The following is a 16,599-nucleotide window of genomic DNA, read 5'->3' on the forward strand; positions in this document are numbered from 1 at the left end:
ACTCCAATCCGGCGCCGGACATCGGGGACGGCGTCCCTCCACCCAACTGGAGGGCGAAGCTTCGTCATCGCTTCAAGGACAGGACGTCCCGCTCAGAACTGGATAAACCGGCGCTATAAATCGAGAAAGTTCTGCAGCAGCTTCTTGCCTTCGACCGTCAGGATGGACTCGGGGTGGAACTGCACGCCATGCACCGGATGCTCCTTGTGCTTCACGCCCATAATTTCGCCCTCGGCCGTCCAGGCCGTGATCTCCAAGCAATCAGGAATGGTTTTGCGCTCGATGATGAGCGAGTGGTAGCGGGTGGCATCGAACGGGCTCGGGAGGCCTTTAAAGACGCTCTGCCCTTCGTGGATCATCGGCGAAGTTTTGCCGTGCATCAGGCGGTCGGCGCGGATGACGTTGCCTCCATAGACGTCGCCAATGGACTGATGGCCGAGGCACACCCCGAACGTCGGAAGGCGCGGGCCGAACTCGCGGATAATGTCGCACGAGATGCCGGCCTCTTTCGGCGTGCAGGGCCCAGGGCTGACGAGCACCTTTTCGGGATTGAGCGCAACGGCCTCTTCCACGGTGATTTCGTCGTTGCGGAACACGCGCATTGCTGCGCCCAACTCGCCGAGATACTGCACGAGGTTGTAGGTAAAGGAGTCGTAATTGTCGATGACCAGAATCATGATTCACCTCCCGCCATGCGGGCGGCGTGGTAGTGCTTGGCAAGGGCGAGGGCTTTCATCATGCCGCGCGCCTTGTTGCGCGTTTCTTCGTATTCGTTAATCGGCACGGAATCGGCGACGATCCCCGCCCCGGCCTGAACGTAGGCTTTGTCCTTGTCGAGAATGACGGTGCGGATGGTGATGGCCGAATCGACATTGCCGTTATAGTTGAAGTAGCCGACTGCGCCGGCATAGGGGCCGCGCTTGCTCTTTTCGAGCTCGGCAATAATTTCCATTGCTCGAATCTTCGGCGCGCCGCTCACCGTGCCGGCCGGGAAGCTGGCGCGTATGACATCGTATTCATCGTGCTCGGCAGACAAATGCCCGATGACATCGGAAACAATATGCATCACATGGCTGTAGCGCTCGATCACCATCAGATCCGGCACTTCAACGGAATTATAATCGCACACGCGGCCGATGTCGTTGCGGCCGAGATCAACAAGCATGATGTGCTCGGCGCATTCCTTCGGGTCGGCCAGTAAATCCTTTTCGAGCGCTAGATCCTCAGCCGGCGTCTGGCCACGGGGGCGGGTTCCAGCAATCGGGCGCACTTCAACATGCTTGTCTTCGCAGCGCACGAGGATTTCCGGCGAGGTGCCGACAATCGAGCTTTCGCCCATATCCAGGCAATACATGTAGGGTGAAGGATTGATGGTGCGGAGCGCGCGGTAGACGTCCAGCGAATCGGCCTCGTTCTCCACCTCGAAGCGTTGCGAGAGCACCGTTTGGATCACGTCGCCGGAGCGGATGTATTCCTGCGCCTTTTCAATCATCCCAAGAAACTCTTCCTTGGTCGTGTTCGACTTGGGCTCCAACGGCTCGGCATCCACATGCGCATCAATCATCACACGGTGCAGCGGCGTCTGCAGAGCTTCGGTCAACTCGTCAATCTGGGCAACCGCCTTGTCGTAGGCCTCGTTCGGGTCGCCCTCAATATGCGCATTCGCCACAATTTTCATGCGGTGCTGCACGCGGTCGAAAACGATCAGTCCATCCGTGACCATGAAGACCATGTCGGGATTGCCGATGTCGTCGTTTCCAATGATTGGAACCCGGGGCTCGAACTGCGAAACCATGTCGTAGCCCAAGAAGCCGACCGCTCCGCCGATAAAGCGCGGCAGCGAAGGATCATCCACCACGGGAGCAAACTGCGCCATGTGGTTTTTCAGCGCCTCGAGCGGATCGATGTCTTCAATAATTTTCGGCGTATCGCCGTTGGTGGCGATTTCCACCCGGCGGCCGTAGGCGCGGATGATGGTGCGCGGCGTGCCGCCGATAAAAGAATAGCGTCCAATGTTTTCGCCGCCCTCGACGCTTTCGAGCAGGTAGGTGTGCGAAGCGTCGTCGCGCTCGCGCAAATAGGTTCGAACGCGCTTGTAGGCCGAAACCGGCGTCTCTTGGTCGGCAAGCAGCTCCGCCCACACCGGCACCAGATTCCCCTGCTTCGCCTGCTCTAAAAATGTTTCTCTATCGGGTACAACGGCCATGGTTCTTCTCGTGGTTAAAACATTGGATGGTAGCTTTTACGGTCTCCTTGGCAATCTAAAATGCGTGACGAGTGAAACGTGAGGCGTGATCTGAGAGTCACGCCTCATGCATCGCTTTTCATGCGCATCAAGATTTCCATGCTGACGCGCTGCATCTCCTGGACGCGTGCCTCGCTGTCGGCCTCGTTGTAGCAGCGAAACTCGGGCGCGTTGCCGGAGGGGCGCATGTGGAGCACTTCCGATGATTCAAAGGTCACGCGCAGGCCGTCGGTGCGGTCGATGGACTCGACCTTTCCGAACGCGTTGCCGAAGGCCTCTTCGATGGCGGAAACCTCTTCGAACTGCTCAAGGATCTTGCGGCTTTCCTCGGTCGGAAAACCCTGGATTCGGTCGCTGGCAGTAAAGCGTTGCGGCAGGTCGGCCAGCAGTGCCGAGATCGGTTTGCGCTCCTGAATGGAGAGCAGAATGATCGCGAGCACAGGCAACACGGCATCGCGGGTCGGCAGCGCCCGAAGCTCTTTGCCAAACACGGTGAAATCCGAATTCGTTAAGAAACCGCCATTGGCTTCGTAGCCGATCACGCCCTTGCAACCGGCAAACGAGGCTTCGATCATCGAAGCCACCACAAACGGCGAGCCGATCCTGGTGCGACGGATATCCTTGAACCAGCCACACTTTTCGAGCGCCGTATTGCAGCTGACCGGTGTGCTGGCCGAGTCGGCGTCCAAATATTTAGCCGCCAGAATGCAAGCTACGTCGCCGCGCAGCCACACGCCGTTTTCATCGCTGACGAGCGGGCGATCGCTGTCGCCATCGGTAGAAAGGATGACATCGAAGCCGTTTTCGGCCGACCACTCGCGCGCCAGTTCAACATCCTCTTCGCGGATCGCTTCGGTATCGACGGGAACGAAGGTCGTCGAGAAGCCTAGTGGCGTTACGTCGGCGCCAAGTCCGGAAAATATTTCAATCAGCACATCGCGGCCCACGGCCGAATGCTGGTAGATGCCAACCTTCTTGCCTTGCAGGCAGTCTTCCGGAAAAGCGCTGAGATAGCGGCGGACATAGTCGATGCGCGCATCAATGTTGACCTCGGGAAGCCCGAAGCCTTCTTCGCCGAAAATCGACTCGTCAACATCAACGATCTGTTCGCGAATCTGCTCCTCGTCATACTTAAGGATTTCGCCGGTGCACTTGTTGAATTTGATGCCGTTGCGGTCGGCCGGAATATGGCTGCCGGTCACCATGATGGCCGGGCAGCCGTGTGTAATGCCGTAGAGCGCCACTGCCGGAGAAGGAATGAAGCCGCAGTTGACCGGCACGTAGCCCATGTCGGAAGCCGCCTTGGCCACCGCGCCCATAATGCGTTCCGTGCTCGGGCGCAGGTCGCCGGCAATCGCCACCGACTCGCCGTTTTTTTTCAGCTCGCCGGATTCCTCCAAATATTGAAGGAAGCCTTTGGCATAGGTATAGCAAACCTGATCGGTCATTTCAACGGCCAGCCCGCGCGCGCCACTGGTGCCGAACTTTACCCCGCTCTGCTGCATTAAATCGTTGATCTTGATTTCCATGATTGAAGTTCCGTAGTTCCGCCTTTAGGCGGTGTATCCGCAGAACCGCCTAAAGGCGGAACTACAAACTTTTTTACGCATCGATGTTTTCGAGGTGGGTCGGGTTGTCGAGGTCGATCTTACGGTAGTAGCAGTTGCGCGGCTCGCCCTTGGCGTTCTTGGTGTGGCAGATGCCACCGCGGTTCGGACGCACCACAAACAGCAGCGAGTTTTGCTCGCAGTTGACGTAGGCTTCGAGCAGCTCGAAGGTTTCGCCGGAGGTCAGGCCTTTGATCCAAAGCTCCTGACGTGACGAGCTCCAAAGCACAAGCATCTTGCGCTTGAGCGATTCTTCGAACGCGATCTGGTTGATGTAGGCCACGAGGATGACTTCCTTCGTGTCGGCATGCTGCACGGCCACGGGAATGATGCCCTTTGTGCCCTCAACGGCTTTCTCGAGTTTGTTCCAATCCAATGCCAGTTCCAGTCCTTCTTCGAGTTCCTTGCTCATATCTCTACTCCTATTTAATTCAAAATTAAACACCCGCTCGCAAAGCTCGCTTAAGACGCAAAGTACACGAAGAAAAACCTCTTCTTTGAGTCCTTGGTGTCTTTGTGTTTATAACCTTACTTCAATTCCTTTGTCCCGTAGGTATTCTTTCACCTCGCGGATCGTGAATTCGCCGAAGTGGAAAATGGAGGCGGCCAGTACTGCGTCGGCCTTGCCTTCGGTTACAGCGTCGGCCAGATGTTCCAGCGTGCCGGCGCCACCCGAGGCGATAACCGGGACATTGACCGCTTCCGAAATTTTGCGGGTCAGCTCCAGGTCATAGCCGTCTTTGCAGCCGTCGCAGTCCATGCTGGTGAGCAGAATTTCCCCTGCCCCGCGTTGCGTGCCTTCGATGGCCCATTTGATCGCATCAAGTTCGGTCGGATTGCGGCCGCCGTGGGTGAATACGCCCCAGGTGCCGTCGCCGTTGCGACGCGCGTCGATAGCTAGCACCGTACACTGCGAGCCGAACGAGGCCGAGCATTCGTTGAGGATGTCGGGATTGTTGATGGCCGCCGTGTTGAACGAAACCTTGTCGGCGCCGGCCTTGAGCATGTTGCGCACATCGACCGCCGTACGGATGCCACCGCCAACCGTCAATGGCATGAACACCTGCTCAGCGCAGCGGCGGACAATATCGACCATGGTTTCACGGCCGTCGCTCGAGGCGGTGATATCGAGAAAGGTCAGCTCGTCGGCGCCTTGCGCCTCGTAGGCCTTGGCGCATTCCACCGGATCGCCCGCATCGCGCAAATCCACAAAATTAACGCCCTTGACGACGCGCCCGCCCGTTACATCCAGACAGGGTATGATTCGTTTTGCCAGCATAGAAATATTCCTAAATTCAAAAGCCCGAAACGATATTCCAGCGACGGGAATAAGGCAAACGGCTTATTCCTTCGTTTCGGACGGCGCCGCTTCCGCCTGTTCGGGCGGAGCGGCAGATTCTTCGACGGGATCCTCGGGCTCTGGCGACGCATTGCGGGGCTGACCGCCCAGCAGCACCACTACCTCTTCCTGCACGTGCTCCAGCTCGTCGAGCTTCAGCTCGGGGTCGATGACCATAAAGCTTTCGTTGGTTTTCTTGTGCTCGTAGACGCGCAGCTTCCGGCCGTCCTCGGCCGTCTGGACCGCACGTTCAACCAGAATCTTTTTCCGTTCCAGCATAACCGTCAGGATGAAGATGGCGTTCAGATCGTCTTCATTTTCCTTGGCCAGCAGCTTGCGGAGGAGCGACTCGGCGCTCTCTTTCTTCACGGCCTCCTCAGCGGGGGGCGGAGGCACAATGAAGACCGTCTTCCAAGAATTCTGAGCGGATTCCTCTTTTTTCCAGCAGGGATTGCAAAAGTCGTGGCGGACATATTCCCCCTCTTTGAAAACGAGATGGGAATGAAGCGCTTCCTTGTCCTCGAATTCCTTCTCGCACTTTACGCACGCCTTGGCGCATTTTCTCACGCTCCAGTTTTCAATGTTTTCGCGTCCCATGATGAAATCCTTTGAAAAGGCATGTAGTCCCGCCTTTAGGCGGTGCTGCAGCTGAACCGCCTGACGGCGGAACTACGAACCTTCACTTTCCTTTTCCCAAATGATATGGCGCTGCTGCCAAAAATAAACTACACCGGTCCAGGCGGTCAGCAGCGCGGTGCCCAGTCCCAGCCACCAAGCGAACGAATAGGGTATGCATGAGGTTGTTCCAGGAGTTGGGAACCATTTAACCTCCGGCCAAATCAAACCAAAGAAAAGGAGGCAGATCGCCAGCATCTGCACGGTGGTCTTGACCTTGCCCCAGTTGCCGGCGGGCATCACAATTCCTTTTTCAATCATCAGCAGGCGCATGCCCGTCACCATGAATTCGCGGGCAATAATGAGCACAACCATCCAGGCACTCAGGCTGTTCAGCTCAATGAACCCGATGAACGCGGCGCAAACCAGCACCTTGTCGGCCAAGGGGTCCATCAACTTGCCGAAAGAGGTACAGCCAAAAAAGTTGCGGGCCAGATAGCCGTCAAGTGCATCGGTTATGCTGGCGACGATGAAAATCCCCAGAGCAACGATCAGCGCATAGGGGAAATCGACGCTCATGCAGACCATCATTACGGCGGTCATCCAAAAACGGCTAATGGTCAAGTGATTGGGCAGGCTTTTCATAATTTAGTCTCTACAGGTTTCCACGGATTGGAACTAGTGCTTGTCGACCTCGACCACACCGGGCTTCACAAGATATACATCGGGTGCGCTGTCGGAGATGACCGCGCGCTCAACCAAGGCGGCTCCGCTGCTCGCCGGCACCTCGCTGTCCTCGTCCGCACATTGGGTCACGCTAAACAAAATGATTACAAGCAGCACCAGTCCGGCCCCGCCCGCAACAGCCGCCTTGAGGCCGCCCCCGGCACCGGAAAGCCGGACAATGGCTTCGTTGACATCGCTGAACACCTTCTTCCCCGCACCATTGGATGGAGCCGAGGCCGCCGGACTGAATATTTTCTTTCTGGCTCCATTGGGTGGAGCCGTGGACGCGCCGTTGGCTTCAGCCGGAATCTGATCCGCCTTCGCCAGATGCTGGCGCACCTCTTCGGGCAACTTGGGCTTGGAAGTCGAGGTGTCGTGCTGCGTTGCATATTCCTCAACCAGCGGACGGGCGTCGAGCCCCAGATACTGAGCATACATTTTAATGAAGCTCCGGGCATAGACCGGAGCCGAAAGCGCGCCGAAGTCATCCGCTTCCATGGCCTCGATGAACTTGGACAGGATTTTAGTGGCCCGCCCCGCCTCGGACACGGTCACGCCCTTGGCATGGCGCGCCGATTCAAGCTGCTGCCCAATACTTCCGATATTCAAACTAGTTTGTTGCATCGTCTTCTGCTCCCGTGTTCTGAGGAATTTCCCCGTCAAGATCTATCAAAATTTCGCGAGGCCCCGCGCCGTCGGGCGGCCCGATCACGCCCCGCTCTTCGAGCAAGTCCATCACACGGGCGGCGCGCGTGTAGCCGATGCGCAGCCGACGCTGCAACGACGACGTGGAGGCTCGCTTGGTTTGGCGGATCACCTCCATCGCCTGCTCAACAATATCATCGTCCTCCCCGCTATCCATGTCCGGCAGGTCGGTCGAGGGTTTTTCAATCTTGTCGTGGATTTCGGCAATGAATTCCGGCTGGCTCTGCTCTTTCCAGAAGTTGGTGACGCGATCGATTTCGCCGTCGCTGGTAAAGGCGCCCTGCGAGCGGATCAACTTGTCCGAGCCCGGAGGCAGCACGAGCATGTCGCCTTTGCCCAGCAGCGTATCTGCGCCCATGCGGTCGAGAATCGTGCGGCTGTCGACCTTTTGTGAAACCTTGAAGGCGATGCGCACCGGAAAGTTGGCCTTGATGGTGCCGGTGATGACCTTCACGTCCGGGCGCTGCGTGGCGAGAATCATGTGGATGCCGGCGGCGCGCGACTTGGCGGCCAGACGGGCAATCCCGGCCTCGATCTCGGCCTGCGCCACGGCCATCAGGTCGGCCAGCTCGTCGATCACAATGACGATGTAGGGCAGCTTTTCGGGTATCTGATCCTTTTTCTTGGCCGGTTCCTCCACCACTTCATCGCCAAAGAGCTCTTCCTGCTTCTGGATCACGCGAGCATTAAAGCTCTGCAGATCGCGGACGCCGGCCAGACGGAACCACTTGAAGCGGCGTTCCATCTCGTCGATCGCCCAACGCAGCCCGAGCGAAACTTTCTTGGCGTTGGTGATCACCGGAACCACCAAATGCGGCAGGTTGTTGTAGCTGTGGAACTCGACCGTTTTCGGATCCACCAAAATCAGGCGCATATCGGCGGGGGAATGCTTCATCAGCAAGCCGGTCAAAATCGAGTTCATACAAACCGACTTGCCCGCGCCGGTTGCACCGGCAATCAGCAGGTGCGGCATTTTGGCGAGGTCGTAGATCATGCTGTCGCCACTCACGTCCTTGCCCAAAACCAGCGGAAGCGCGCTCTTGCCATGCCGGAAATCGTCGCAACTGACCATATCGCGGAACAACACGTCTGCCCGCGCGGTGTTCGGCACTTCAACGCCGCAGACGCCCCTGCCCGGAATTGGCGCCTGAATACGAAGGCTTTCGGCATGCATCTTCAGCTTTAGGTTGTCGGCCAGACTTTTAATTTTTTCCACGCGCACGCCGGGAGCGGGCTGGATTTCATAGCAGGTCACCACGGGGCCCTGCTGGTAACCGGTCACCTTGGCCTCCACATTGAACTCTTCCAAGGCCTGCTGCAACACCTGCGCGGTTTCTGCAATCTCGCTGGCCGACATGCCCTTGGCCTGCGGCGTCACAGGATCGAGCAAATCGAGCGACGGCAGCCGATAGTCGGTTTGTTCGCCGCCTTCATTGAGAGAGATAGTGATCTCGGCCGCCTCCTCGGTTTTTCCCTTTTTCGGCCTAGAGGGCTTCACCAACGGGATTTCTACGGCGGGCTCGGATTTGACCGGCTTCTTTTTCGCCCGCTTTTCCTGTGCTTCAACCATGGTTATAATCTGATCGGAGGAGGCACCCTGTTCCGCGACAGGGGCTGTTTTCTTGGACTTGCGGGGTGCGCGCTTTCGGCCCGGCTTTGTTTCTTCCTTCGGCGTAAAAACCTCTTCGGCCGACGGCGCTTCCATCTTAATGGTTTTAATCCAGCCCCAAAGGCGCTTGACCAAATCAATGATATGCAGGTCCAGCATCCGAATGATTGAAATGGCCAAGAGCACCGTGAACACGATGCCTGCGCCGGCCGATCCGATCCAATAGCCGAGCGACCGCTGTGCGAGCACCTCGCCCATCAGCCCGCCCGGACTTCCAATATTCAAGCGTTCGACCGTACTGAACCAGATCTGCTGCATGTCCATCAGCCCCGCCAGACAGAACAGCCCGAGCACAAACCACAGCAACCGCGGATAAATCTTGCGCGCCGACCAAAAAACGGATGAAACGCCGATCCATAAAATACAAAACGGAATGACATAGCCCGCCACGCCAAAATACATGAACGCCGCATAAGCCGTGCGCGCACCAAACGGGCCGATCCAATTGTGCGATCCCAGCGTATTGCGAAACAGCCCGATGTCCGCCGGATTATACGAAAAAACGCCCAGCAAAAGCATCAGCCCCACCGTGCCCACTAAAATGCCTGCAATCTCGCGCCAGCCCGAACGAACCGGCGCCTCTGTTGTTGTTTTTGCCATTCGGGGAATATAGAGGAATCACCCCCCACAAATCAAAACATTGGAATGTCTAATTGAGCAGAAAACAAACAGCGCGGAGCACTGTTCTACACAGCAAGGTGCTCTGACGTGTGCTGCGGCTCCTCAGGACTTGGCACCTCCTCAGCCCATTGCATACTGACGGGAGGTGCCAACTGGAGGATCAACAAGGACGTTGCCCCTCCACTATGCGGGCTCTATTTCAAATTCAGCTTCGAACGATAAAAATTCAGCTCTGCAATGGAAGCCTTGATGTCGAACAGGGCGTCGTGGGCATTGGCGGAGGAAATGCCGCCTCCAGGGAAATATTGATTGAGTTGTTCGACGCTCTCCTTGTCGAACGGCGCCTGCCCCACCCAATCCTGCCACAGGATCTTAATGGTGGAGACATCAAGCAGGCGGTAGTGCAGACGGCTTCCAAACTGAGGCAGAAACTTACGCATCAGGAACCAATCGTTGTGCACGCTGTTGCCGGCCAGCACTGGACGGTCGGCCATCTCATTGCAGGGTGTTCCGCAATATTGATCCAGCAATGCAGTAATCTGCTGATCGGCTTCCTCAAGGGTAACCGCTTCATCGGAACGGCACTGCGCCACAAGGCCTGAAAGGTTTTCTTCGACCCAGTCGCTGACCGGCTCCCCATCCGCCAGCTTAATGCAGAGATTCAGGTCGGCCTCTTCGGGATGGATGCGGTTGAGCTGGTGATCGGTGACGATCACCGCCACCTGCAACAGGCGCGCCTGGTCGAGCTCCAGCGAAGTAAACTCGGCATCAAACCAAACGTAAGCGGATGTTTTTTTAATCGTTTCACTCATGGGAACCGTAAAATGTCGAACAAGGAATTATGAATCACGAAGAAGCTCCCTTCATCATTCGGCGATCCTTGTTCAAAATTCTACACGCCTTATTTTATAAGGTTGTAGGTATCCAGCGCAATCACCAGCTCTTCGTTGGTGTGGATCTTCAGCGCAGCGACCTTCGACTCAGCGGTGGTGATGAGGGTCTCGTTCGCATCGTTCTTCGCATCGTCCACCTCCAACCCAAGGAAGGTGAAGTTTTCGAGGATCTTCCTGCGGAGCATGGGGTTGTTTTCACCCACGCCGGCGGTAAAGACAATGCCGTCGACCCCATTCATTGCGGCCGCATAGGAGCCAATGTATTTCTGGATGCTGTAGCAGAACATTTCAATGGCCATCTGGCAGTCCTTGTCGCCCTCGGCCGCGGCTTCCACATTGTCGCGCATATCGCTTTTCCCGGAAATCGCCAGCAATCCGCCCTGCTTGTTCATCATGGTGCTGACCTGTGCCGGATTAAGTTCCTGCGACTCCATGATGTGCAGCGGCACATACGGATCGAGCGTGCCGGAGCGGGTACCCATGATAATGCCGTCGAGCGGAGTGAAGCCCATAGAAGTATCCACCGAAACACCGCCCATGAATGCCGCCAACGAACCGCCGTTACCCAAGTGACAAGTAATCAGCTTAAGATCCTTCAACGGCTTGCCCATTTGCTCGGCGGCCTTATTCGCCACATAGCCGTGGGAGGTTCCGTGGAAGCCATACTTGCGGATTTTATAGTTGGTGTACTGCGCGCGCGGAAGGGCATACATGTAGGCCTTCTTAGGCATCGACTGATGAACAGCCGTATCAAACACGGCAACCTGTGGCATTTCGGGCAGCAGCGACGACATCGCCTTGATGCCCATTAGATTGGGCGGGTTATGCAGAGGCGCCAGCATTGAGTTGCGCTCGATGGCCTTGATCACCTCGCGGTCAACGACCACGGAGCCCGTAAAGTCCTCACCGCCGTGCACGACGCGATGGCCCACTCCGCTGAGCTCTTCCAAGCTTTCGAGCACGCCCTTTTCGCCATCGGTCAGCAACTTAAGAATTTCATCAATCGCCACCTTGTGGGTTGCCAAATCGATGAACTGCTTTTCTTTGCCTTCGTCGCCCCGCTCAAAGGCGATGGTGGACCCGGCGATGCCGACGCGGTCGGCCTGCCCTTCGCACAGCGCGCGAAACTGGTCGTCAGCCTCGTTGGCGTGGTAGAGCTTGAATTTAATGGAGGAGGATCCGGAATTAAGTACGAGAATCTTCATTGAACTAGTTTTCCTTATAATTCGAAACTAAAACGCCTGCAGCACCGTAATGGCCGCAACACCGACGATATCCTCAACGGAACATCCGCGGGAAAGGTCATTAACCGGCTTATTCAACCCCTGAAGCAAGGGTCCGAAAGCTTCCGCGCCAGCCATGCGCTCAACGATTTTATAGGAAATGTTTCCTGCATTGAGGTCGGGGAAAATCAACACGCGCGCTTCGCCGCCCAAAGGACTTTCCGGCGCCTTCTTTGCGGCAACCTCCGGCACAATGGCGGCGTCGAGCTGCAGCTCGCCATCGACAATGATGCCTTTGCCAGGACATTCGTCTGCCACTCGCTGCTTGGCCAGCTTTGTCGCTTCCTGAACCTTTTCAACAAGCGGGCTCGAAGCCGATCCATAGGTTGAATACGACAGCATGGCCGTCATCGGAGGTATACCGAATTGAATAGCCGAATTGGCACTTTGCACGGCAATCTGAGAAAGCTGGTCAGCATCAGGATCTTCCACCAGCCCGCAATCGGAAAAGATATAGGGAACGTCGTTCACGCATTCGAGGAAAAAGCTCGAAACCGTCGCCCCTCTCTTAGCCGCCTTAATGATCTGAAGCGCTGGGCGAACAGTATCGGCCGTCGAATGGACCGCTCCCGAAACAAGGCCGTCGGCTTCCCCAGCCTGCACGATCATCATGCCGAAATAATTAGCCTGCTTCACTGCTTCCAGAGCCTGTTCCGGCTTGATGCCCTTGGCTTTGCGGAGCTCATAAAAAGCATCGGCATATTCCTGAAGCTTTCCCGAGGTTTCGGGATCAATAACCGTGATTCCTTCAAGGCTCCAGCCCTTCGAGGAAAATGCTTCCGTAATGGCTTGTTCGCTGCCCAGCAAAGTGATCGTGGCGATCCCTTCTTGGTTGATGGTGTTGGCGGCTTCGCGCACTCGCTCATCATTGCCTTCCGGAAGTACAATGCTGCGTTGCTTAAGCTTTGCCGAATCAATGATTTGCTGAATAAATAAACTTCTGCCCATTGGCCTATTTCCCTGTTTTAATTGGTTAAAGCATCCCCAAATATGCAAAAATACCTGCAAAAGCTACCACCTGCGGGGTTTTGCGCAACCCAAATCCTCATAAATATTATGTGTTTTGAATTTTGGTCATAAACACAATCCCTAAAACAACGGACACAGAGGGATATCGGCCCATTTGGCACTGGCAGAACGCCCTTGTTTTTCGTTTTAGAGGCCCAGAACGCAAAAAACCCCGAGGCCAAAAGGCAACGGGGTTTTGAAACGCAAAGCTAAACTTTCCGATTACTCGGCAGCGGCTTCCACTTCGGCAACCGGAGCGACAGCCGGAGCAGCGATCGTATCGACCCACTCGAGCAGCACCATCTCGGAACTGTCGGAAATACGACGGCCAAGTTTGATGATGCGGGTATAGCCGCCGGAACGATCTGAAAATATTGGAGCAATGCTTTCGAAAAGCTCCCTAACAGAACCTTCCTGTTTCAGCGTGGAAATGGCCTGACGGCGATGGGCCAACGTGCCCTTCTTGCCGAGGGTTACCATTTTTTCGGCCAAGCTGCGGGCGGCTTTCGCCTTGGGCAGCGTGGTCTTGATGCGCTTGTTATCGATGAGGGCGCAGACCAGATTTGCGAGCAACTCGTTGCGGTGCGCGCTGGTGCGTCCAAGCTTTACTGTCTTTTTACGGTGTCTCATTGTTCCAACCTCTGGATAATTTTTAAATAATGTCGTCGGATACGGTCTGCTTGAGCAGGTCGATATCGAAGGTCATTCCCAGCGAAAGACCCATTTCCTGAATCTTGGCCTTGATTTCGTTCAGCGACTTCTTGCCGAAGTTGCGGTACTTGAGCATTTCGGCTTCGGTCTTCTGCGCGAGCTCGCCAACCGTCGTGATGTTGGCGTTGTTCAGGCAGTTTGCGGCGCGGACGCTGAGCTCGATTTCGTTTACACTGATGTTGAGCTTCTTGCGGAGCTCTTCCTTTTCAAGGTCGATCTGCTTTTCGCTTTCTTCAAACTCAATCAGGTCTTTGTCGTAGCTCACAAAAACATCGAGGTGGTGGCGCAAAATCGCGGCGGACATAGTCAGCGCGTCGTCCGGACTCACACGGCCATCGGTCCAGATTTCGATTACGAGCTTGTCGTAGTCGGTGCGACGGCCCACACGGGTGTTTTCGGTGGCAAACTTCACACGGCGAACCGGGGAGAACAGGCAGTCGATCGGAATGATGCCGATTTCCTGATTTTCTTTTTTGTTCAGATCGGCGGGGCAGTAGCCACGACCAATGCGAACCTCCATCTCGGCTTCGAACACGGCACCTTCGGCGAGCGTGCAGATCACGTAATCGGGGTTCAGCACTTCAATGGAGTCGGAGGTGACGATGTCGCCGGCGGTGACTTCGCACGGACCTTCAACCTTAACCTTAACCATCTGCGAATCGCGGGTGTAGCACTTGAACAGCAACTGTTTTACATTCAGGATAATGTCAGTGACATCTTCGAGAACGCCTTCGAGGCTGCAGAATTCGTGGGGCGCGCCCTTGATTTTTATCGATGAAACCGCGACGCCTTCCAGTGAAGAGAGCAGTACGCGGCGAAGCGAGTTGCCCATGGTGCGTCCATAACCGGCCTCGAAAGGCTCTGCATAGAACTTGCCATAGGTGTCGGTTGAAGCGGCCTCATCCTTGACGACCTGCTTCGGCATTTCAAAACGACCGAGTCGTGTAGCCATAATATTTTCCTCCCAGAACCGGGCATTAACCGGCTCGTATGGTGTTGTTAATTGTTAAATTCTACTTAAACGCGACGACGCTTAGGAGGCCGGCATCCGTTGTGCGGGATGGCCGTGGTGTCCTTGATCGACGTAATCGCCAAGCCAGCGGACTGGATGGCACGAACAGCAGACTCGCGTCCTGCGCCTGGTCCTTGAACGCGGACTTCAACTTCCGACATTCCATGGCTGATTGCGGTACGGGCCGCATCCTGCGCAACAGTCGTTGCTGCAAAGGCCGTGCTCTTACGCGATCCCTTGAAATTGCAACGTCCGGCGCTACTCCAAGAAATCACGTTGCCGCGCATGTCCGTAATGGAAACGATGGTGTTGTTGAACGTGGTCTTCACGAAAGCGATTCCGAACGGAACGTTCTTGGAACCCTTCTTGCGCTTGATCGGCTCGATCTTTTCATCGGCGAGCAAGTCGGCCGCGGTGGGCAGGCGAGGCTTCTTGTCCTCAACCACTTCTTCGGCTTTCGCTTCAGCAGGAGCCGCAACCGCCTTTTCTTCAACAGGTGTCGCAGCCGCCTTTTCTTCAACGGGAACCGCAACGGCTTCGGCCGCTTTTTCTTCGACTACCGGAGCTGCTTGCTCAACCGCTGTTTCTTCTACTTCTTTTTTATCTTCTGCCATGGGAATATTCCTTATTTAATCAGTGGCGCGCCTACTTACCGCCAGCCTTGACCGCGGAACGTGCTTCCTTACCGCGAACGATGCCCACGGTACGCTTGGCGCCCTTGCGGGTACGGGCATTGGTTTTAGTGCGCTGTCCACGGCACGGCAAACTGGCGCGATGACGCCGTCCACGGTACGAACCGATCGAGATTAAGCGACGAACGTTTGCCGACACCTCGCGACGCAGGTCGCCCTCGATGCGGAAGTCGTTCTGCAGGACTGAAATCAAACGCTGAATTTCATCATCCGTCATGTCATCCGCTTTTTTCGATGGATCCAGCTTGGCTTTTTCGCACACTTCCTTAGCGGTTGTGTGGCCGATGCCGTAAATATACCGAAGGGAATATTCCAGCTTTTTTCTTCCGGGAATGTCTATACCGAGTACACGTGGCATTGCTAAAACTCCTTATTATCCTTGGCGCTGCTTATGGCGCGGGTTCGTGCAAATGATGCGAACCACACCTTTGCGCCGGATTACCTTGCATTGTTCACACATTCTTTTCACTGAAGCTCTTACTTTCATCTCATTGCTCCTGGTCAATCACCAGACGCCCCTTCGACATGTCGTAGGGCGACATTTCAACTGTTATTTGCTCACCAGCTTGCGGTGGCGGGCACTTTAAATCTTCGCGCCTTAAAAAGGCGACAAAACGGTGCCCATTGGGCAGTTCTGCGTCAAAAGCGTGTTTGTCTATCACGCTTAACAAGCGGGCGTCTAGTAAAATTGTCTCTTTTTTCTCCATCACGACTCTAAGTCGGGAATCGTCAAAATCTCTGCAACTTCCTTACCCACTGCTACCGTGTGCTCAAAGTGAGCAGAAGGAAGCCTGTCCTTGGTCACCACCGTCCAACCGTCCTTCAGGGTTTCCGTCTTGTGGATACCCAGATTAATCATCGGTTCAATCGCGAAAGTCATGCCGGCTTTCAGCACTGGACCCCGCCCCGGAGGCCCATAGTTCGGGATCTGCGGATCTTCGTGCATCTCCCGGCCAATGCCATGCCCAACAAAATCACGCACAACGGAAAAACCAGCCTCTTCTGCAACCACCTGAACAGCATTCGAAATATCGGAAAGCCGGTTCCCCTCGACCGCTTGGCCTATGGCCGCGGTCAGGCACTCCTGTGTTTTATCAAGAAGGCGCTGCCATTCGGGATCAATCTCCCCTGCAGCCACCGTGATGGCTGTGTCGCCGACAAACCCACCGTAGACGAGGCCGAAATCAATGCCGACCACATCGCCGTCTTTGATGACGCGCCGTCCAGGAATCCCATGCACCACCTCTTCATTCACCGAGGAACAAATGTGGCCGGAAAAACCGTGGTAGCCATAAAACGCACAACGGCCCTCTGCCTTACGGGCAAGCTCGGCGGCATAGTCGTCGAGTTCCTGCGTCGTCACACCTGGCGCAACCTTGGCGGCAACCTTGTGCAGAATAGTTGCGGTTTTTTTCGTGGCAATGCGCATGGCATTCAGCTCTGCTTGGTTTTTTACAATAATCATGACGAAAG

19 protein-coding genes are annotated in these 16,599 nt (G+C 55.8%); all 19 read right to left on the bottom strand.

Annotated elements, in window-relative coordinates; all coding sequences use genetic code 11:
- Positions 1-113 precede the first annotated feature (113 nt).
- The 19 genes from SCARR_RS12595 to map all read right to left on the bottom strand — a co-directional run bounded on the left by SCARR_RS12595 (position 114) and on the right by map (position 16,591).
- Positions 114-677, bottom strand: coding sequence for an anthranilate synthase component II (locus tag SCARR_RS12595; protein ID WP_136061919.1), 564 nt, complete (start codon positions 675-677; stop codon positions 114-116).
- A complete protein-coding gene (gene trpE, locus SCARR_RS12600) occupies positions 674-2,206 on the bottom strand; it encodes an anthranilate synthase component I (protein WP_136061920.1) in 1,533 nt (510 codons plus the stop codon). The genes SCARR_RS12595 and trpE overlap by 4 nt, the downstream gene beginning before the upstream one ends.
- Before the next feature lie 104 nt (positions 2,207-2,310).
- The gene (locus SCARR_RS12605) at positions 2,311-3,774 is read right to left on the bottom strand and encodes a phosphomannomutase (protein ID WP_222846286.1); all 1,464 of its coding nucleotides are present in this window, start codon (positions 3,772-3,774) and stop codon (positions 2,311-2,313) included.
- A 73-nt stretch (positions 3,775-3,847) separates the two neighbouring features.
- On the bottom strand, positions 3,848-4,264 hold the full coding sequence (locus SCARR_RS12610; protein WP_136061921.1) for a phosphoribosyl-AMP cyclohydrolase: 417 nt from the start codon (positions 4,262-4,264) through the stop codon (positions 3,848-3,850).
- A 108-nt stretch (positions 4,265-4,372) separates the two neighbouring features.
- Positions 4,373-5,131, bottom strand: coding sequence for an imidazole glycerol phosphate synthase subunit HisF (gene hisF / locus SCARR_RS12615; RefSeq protein WP_136061922.1), 759 nt, complete (start codon positions 5,129-5,131; stop codon positions 4,373-4,375).
- Between the two features lie 63 nt (positions 5,132-5,194).
- Positions 5,195-5,788 carry a hypothetical protein gene (locus SCARR_RS12620; protein WP_136061923.1) on the bottom strand — a complete coding sequence of 198 codons (594 nt, stop codon included), beginning with the start codon at positions 5,786-5,788 and terminating at the stop codon, positions 5,195-5,197.
- A 72-nt stretch (positions 5,789-5,860) separates the two neighbouring features.
- Complete coding sequence (gene pgsA, locus SCARR_RS12625) at positions 5,861-6,451, bottom strand: CDP-diacylglycerol--glycerol-3-phosphate 3-phosphatidyltransferase (protein ID WP_136061924.1); 591 nt, start codon at positions 6,449-6,451, stop codon at positions 5,861-5,863.
- 33 nt (positions 6,452-6,484) lie between these two features.
- On the bottom strand, positions 6,485-7,156 hold the full coding sequence (locus SCARR_RS12630; protein WP_136061925.1) for a helix-turn-helix domain-containing protein: 672 nt from the start codon (positions 7,154-7,156) through the stop codon (positions 6,485-6,487).
- On the bottom strand, positions 7,143-9,506 hold the full coding sequence (locus tag SCARR_RS12635; RefSeq protein ID WP_136061926.1) for a DNA translocase FtsK: 2,364 nt from the start codon (positions 9,504-9,506) through the stop codon (positions 7,143-7,145). The genes SCARR_RS12630 and SCARR_RS12635 overlap by 14 nt, the downstream gene beginning before the upstream one ends.
- A 215-nt stretch (positions 9,507-9,721) precedes the next feature.
- Positions 9,722-10,339, bottom strand: a complete 618-nt coding sequence (gene orn, locus SCARR_RS12640; protein WP_136061927.1) for an oligoribonuclease — start codon at positions 10,337-10,339, stop codon at positions 9,722-9,724.
- A gap of 89 nt (positions 10,340-10,428) precedes the next feature.
- Positions 10,429-11,625: an acetate/propionate family kinase gene (locus SCARR_RS12645; protein WP_136061928.1), complete on the bottom strand. Its 1,197-nt coding sequence runs from the start codon at positions 11,623-11,625 to the stop codon at positions 10,429-10,431.
- Positions 11,626-11,652: 27 nt separating this feature from the next.
- Positions 11,653-12,651: a phosphate acetyltransferase gene (pta, locus tag SCARR_RS12650; protein ID WP_136061929.1), complete on the bottom strand. Its 999-nt coding sequence runs from the start codon at positions 12,649-12,651 to the stop codon at positions 11,653-11,655.
- 282 nt (positions 12,652-12,933) lie between these two features.
- Positions 12,934-13,341: a 50S ribosomal protein L17 gene (gene rplQ / locus SCARR_RS12655; protein ID WP_136061930.1), complete on the bottom strand. Its 408-nt coding sequence runs from the start codon at positions 13,339-13,341 to the stop codon at positions 12,934-12,936.
- 22 nt (positions 13,342-13,363) lie between these two features.
- A complete protein-coding gene (locus SCARR_RS12660) occupies positions 13,364-14,374 on the bottom strand; it encodes a DNA-directed RNA polymerase subunit alpha (protein WP_136061931.1) in 1,011 nt (336 codons plus the stop codon).
- A 65-nt stretch (positions 14,375-14,439) separates the two neighbouring features.
- Positions 14,440-15,048, bottom strand: a complete 609-nt coding sequence (rpsK, locus tag SCARR_RS29285) for a 30S ribosomal protein S11 (protein WP_136061932.1) — start codon at positions 15,046-15,048, stop codon at positions 14,440-14,442.
- Between the two features lie 31 nt (positions 15,049-15,079).
- Complete coding sequence (gene rpsM, locus SCARR_RS12670; RefSeq protein WP_136061933.1) at positions 15,080-15,484, bottom strand: 30S ribosomal protein S13; 405 nt, start codon at positions 15,482-15,484, stop codon at positions 15,080-15,082.
- A gap of 15 nt (positions 15,485-15,499) precedes the next feature.
- On the bottom strand, positions 15,500-15,613 hold the full coding sequence (gene rpmJ, locus SCARR_RS12675) for a 50S ribosomal protein L36 (protein ID WP_130595687.1): 114 nt from the start codon (positions 15,611-15,613) through the stop codon (positions 15,500-15,502).
- Between the two features lies 1 nt (position 15,614).
- Positions 15,615-15,833 (bottom strand): S1 domain-containing protein, encoded by a 219-nt coding sequence (locus SCARR_RS12680; RefSeq protein ID WP_136061934.1) that lies wholly within the window; start codon positions 15,831-15,833, stop codon positions 15,615-15,617.
- A complete protein-coding gene (gene map / locus SCARR_RS12685; RefSeq protein WP_136061935.1) occupies positions 15,833-16,591 on the bottom strand; it encodes a type I methionyl aminopeptidase in 759 nt (252 codons plus the stop codon). Before map ends, SCARR_RS12680 begins: the two co-directional genes overlap by 1 nt.
- Between the last annotated feature and the right edge of the window lie 8 nt (positions 16,592-16,599).

Origin of the sequence: Pontiella sulfatireligans (assembly GCF_900890705.1) — a bacterium.
Lineage (GTDB): Bacteria > Verrucomicrobiota > Kiritimatiellia > Kiritimatiellales > Pontiellaceae > Pontiella > Pontiella sulfatireligans.

What these genes read in the sequence shown, in the direction of transcription:
- SCARR_RS12605 (WP_222846286.1), bottom strand. Translation starts at nt 3,774, where the DNA reads ATGGAAATCAAGATCAACGATTTAATGCAGCAGAGCGGGGTAAAGTTC.
- SCARR_RS12620 (WP_136061923.1), bottom strand. Translation starts at nt 5,788, where the DNA reads ATGGGACGCGAAAACATTGAAAACTGGAGCGTGAGAAAATGCGCCAAG.
- pgsA (WP_136061924.1), bottom strand. Translation starts at nt 6,451, where the DNA reads ATGAAAAGCCTGCCCAATCACTTGACCATTAGCCGTTTTTGGATGACC.
- SCARR_RS12660 (WP_136061931.1), bottom strand. Translation starts at nt 14,374, where the DNA reads ATGGCTACACGACTCGGTCGTTTTGAAATGCCGAAGCAGGTCGTCAAG.
- rpsK (WP_136061932.1), bottom strand. Translation starts at nt 15,048, where the DNA reads ATGGCAGAAGATAAAAAAGAAGTAGAAGAAACAGCGGTTGAGCAAGCA.
- SCARR_RS12635 (WP_136061926.1), bottom strand. Translation starts at nt 9,506, where the DNA reads ATGGCAAAAACAACAACAGAGGCGCCGGTTCGTTCGGGCTGGCGCGAG.
- rpsM (WP_136061933.1), bottom strand. Translation starts at nt 15,484, where the DNA reads ATGCCACGTGTACTCGGTATAGACATTCCCGGAAGAAAAAAGCTGGAA.
- SCARR_RS12595 (WP_136061919.1), bottom strand. Translation starts at nt 677, where the DNA reads ATGATTCTGGTCATCGACAATTACGACTCCTTTACCTACAACCTCGTG.
- pta (WP_136061929.1), bottom strand. Translation starts at nt 12,651, where the DNA reads ATGGGCAGAAGTTTATTTATTCAGCAAATCATTGATTCGGCAAAGCTT.
- SCARR_RS12680 (WP_136061934.1), bottom strand. Translation starts at nt 15,833, where the DNA reads ATGGAGAAAAAAGAGACAATTTTACTAGACGCCCGCTTGTTAAGCGTG.
- SCARR_RS12645 (WP_136061928.1), bottom strand. Translation starts at nt 11,625, where the DNA reads ATGAAGATTCTCGTACTTAATTCCGGATCCTCCTCCATTAAATTCAAG.
- map (WP_136061935.1), bottom strand. Translation starts at nt 16,591, where the DNA reads ATGATTATTGTAAAAAACCAAGCAGAGCTGAATGCCATGCGCATTGCC.
- orn (WP_136061927.1), bottom strand. Translation starts at nt 10,339, where the DNA reads ATGAGTGAAACGATTAAAAAAACATCCGCTTACGTTTGGTTTGATGCC.
- SCARR_RS12630 (WP_136061925.1), bottom strand. Translation starts at nt 7,156, where the DNA reads ATGCAACAAACTAGTTTGAATATCGGAAGTATTGGGCAGCAGCTTGAA.
- SCARR_RS12610 (WP_136061921.1), bottom strand. Translation starts at nt 4,264, where the DNA reads ATGAGCAAGGAACTCGAAGAAGGACTGGAACTGGCATTGGATTGGAAC.
- hisF (WP_136061922.1), bottom strand. Translation starts at nt 5,131, where the DNA reads ATGCTGGCAAAACGAATCATACCCTGTCTGGATGTAACGGGCGGGCGC.
- rplQ (WP_136061930.1), bottom strand. Translation starts at nt 13,341, where the DNA reads ATGAGACACCGTAAAAAGACAGTAAAGCTTGGACGCACCAGCGCGCAC.
- rpmJ (WP_130595687.1), bottom strand. Translation starts at nt 15,613, where the DNA reads ATGAAAGTAAGAGCTTCAGTGAAAAGAATGTGTGAACAATGCAAGGTA.
- trpE (WP_136061920.1), bottom strand. Translation starts at nt 2,206, where the DNA reads ATGGCCGTTGTACCCGATAGAGAAACATTTTTAGAGCAGGCGAAGCAG.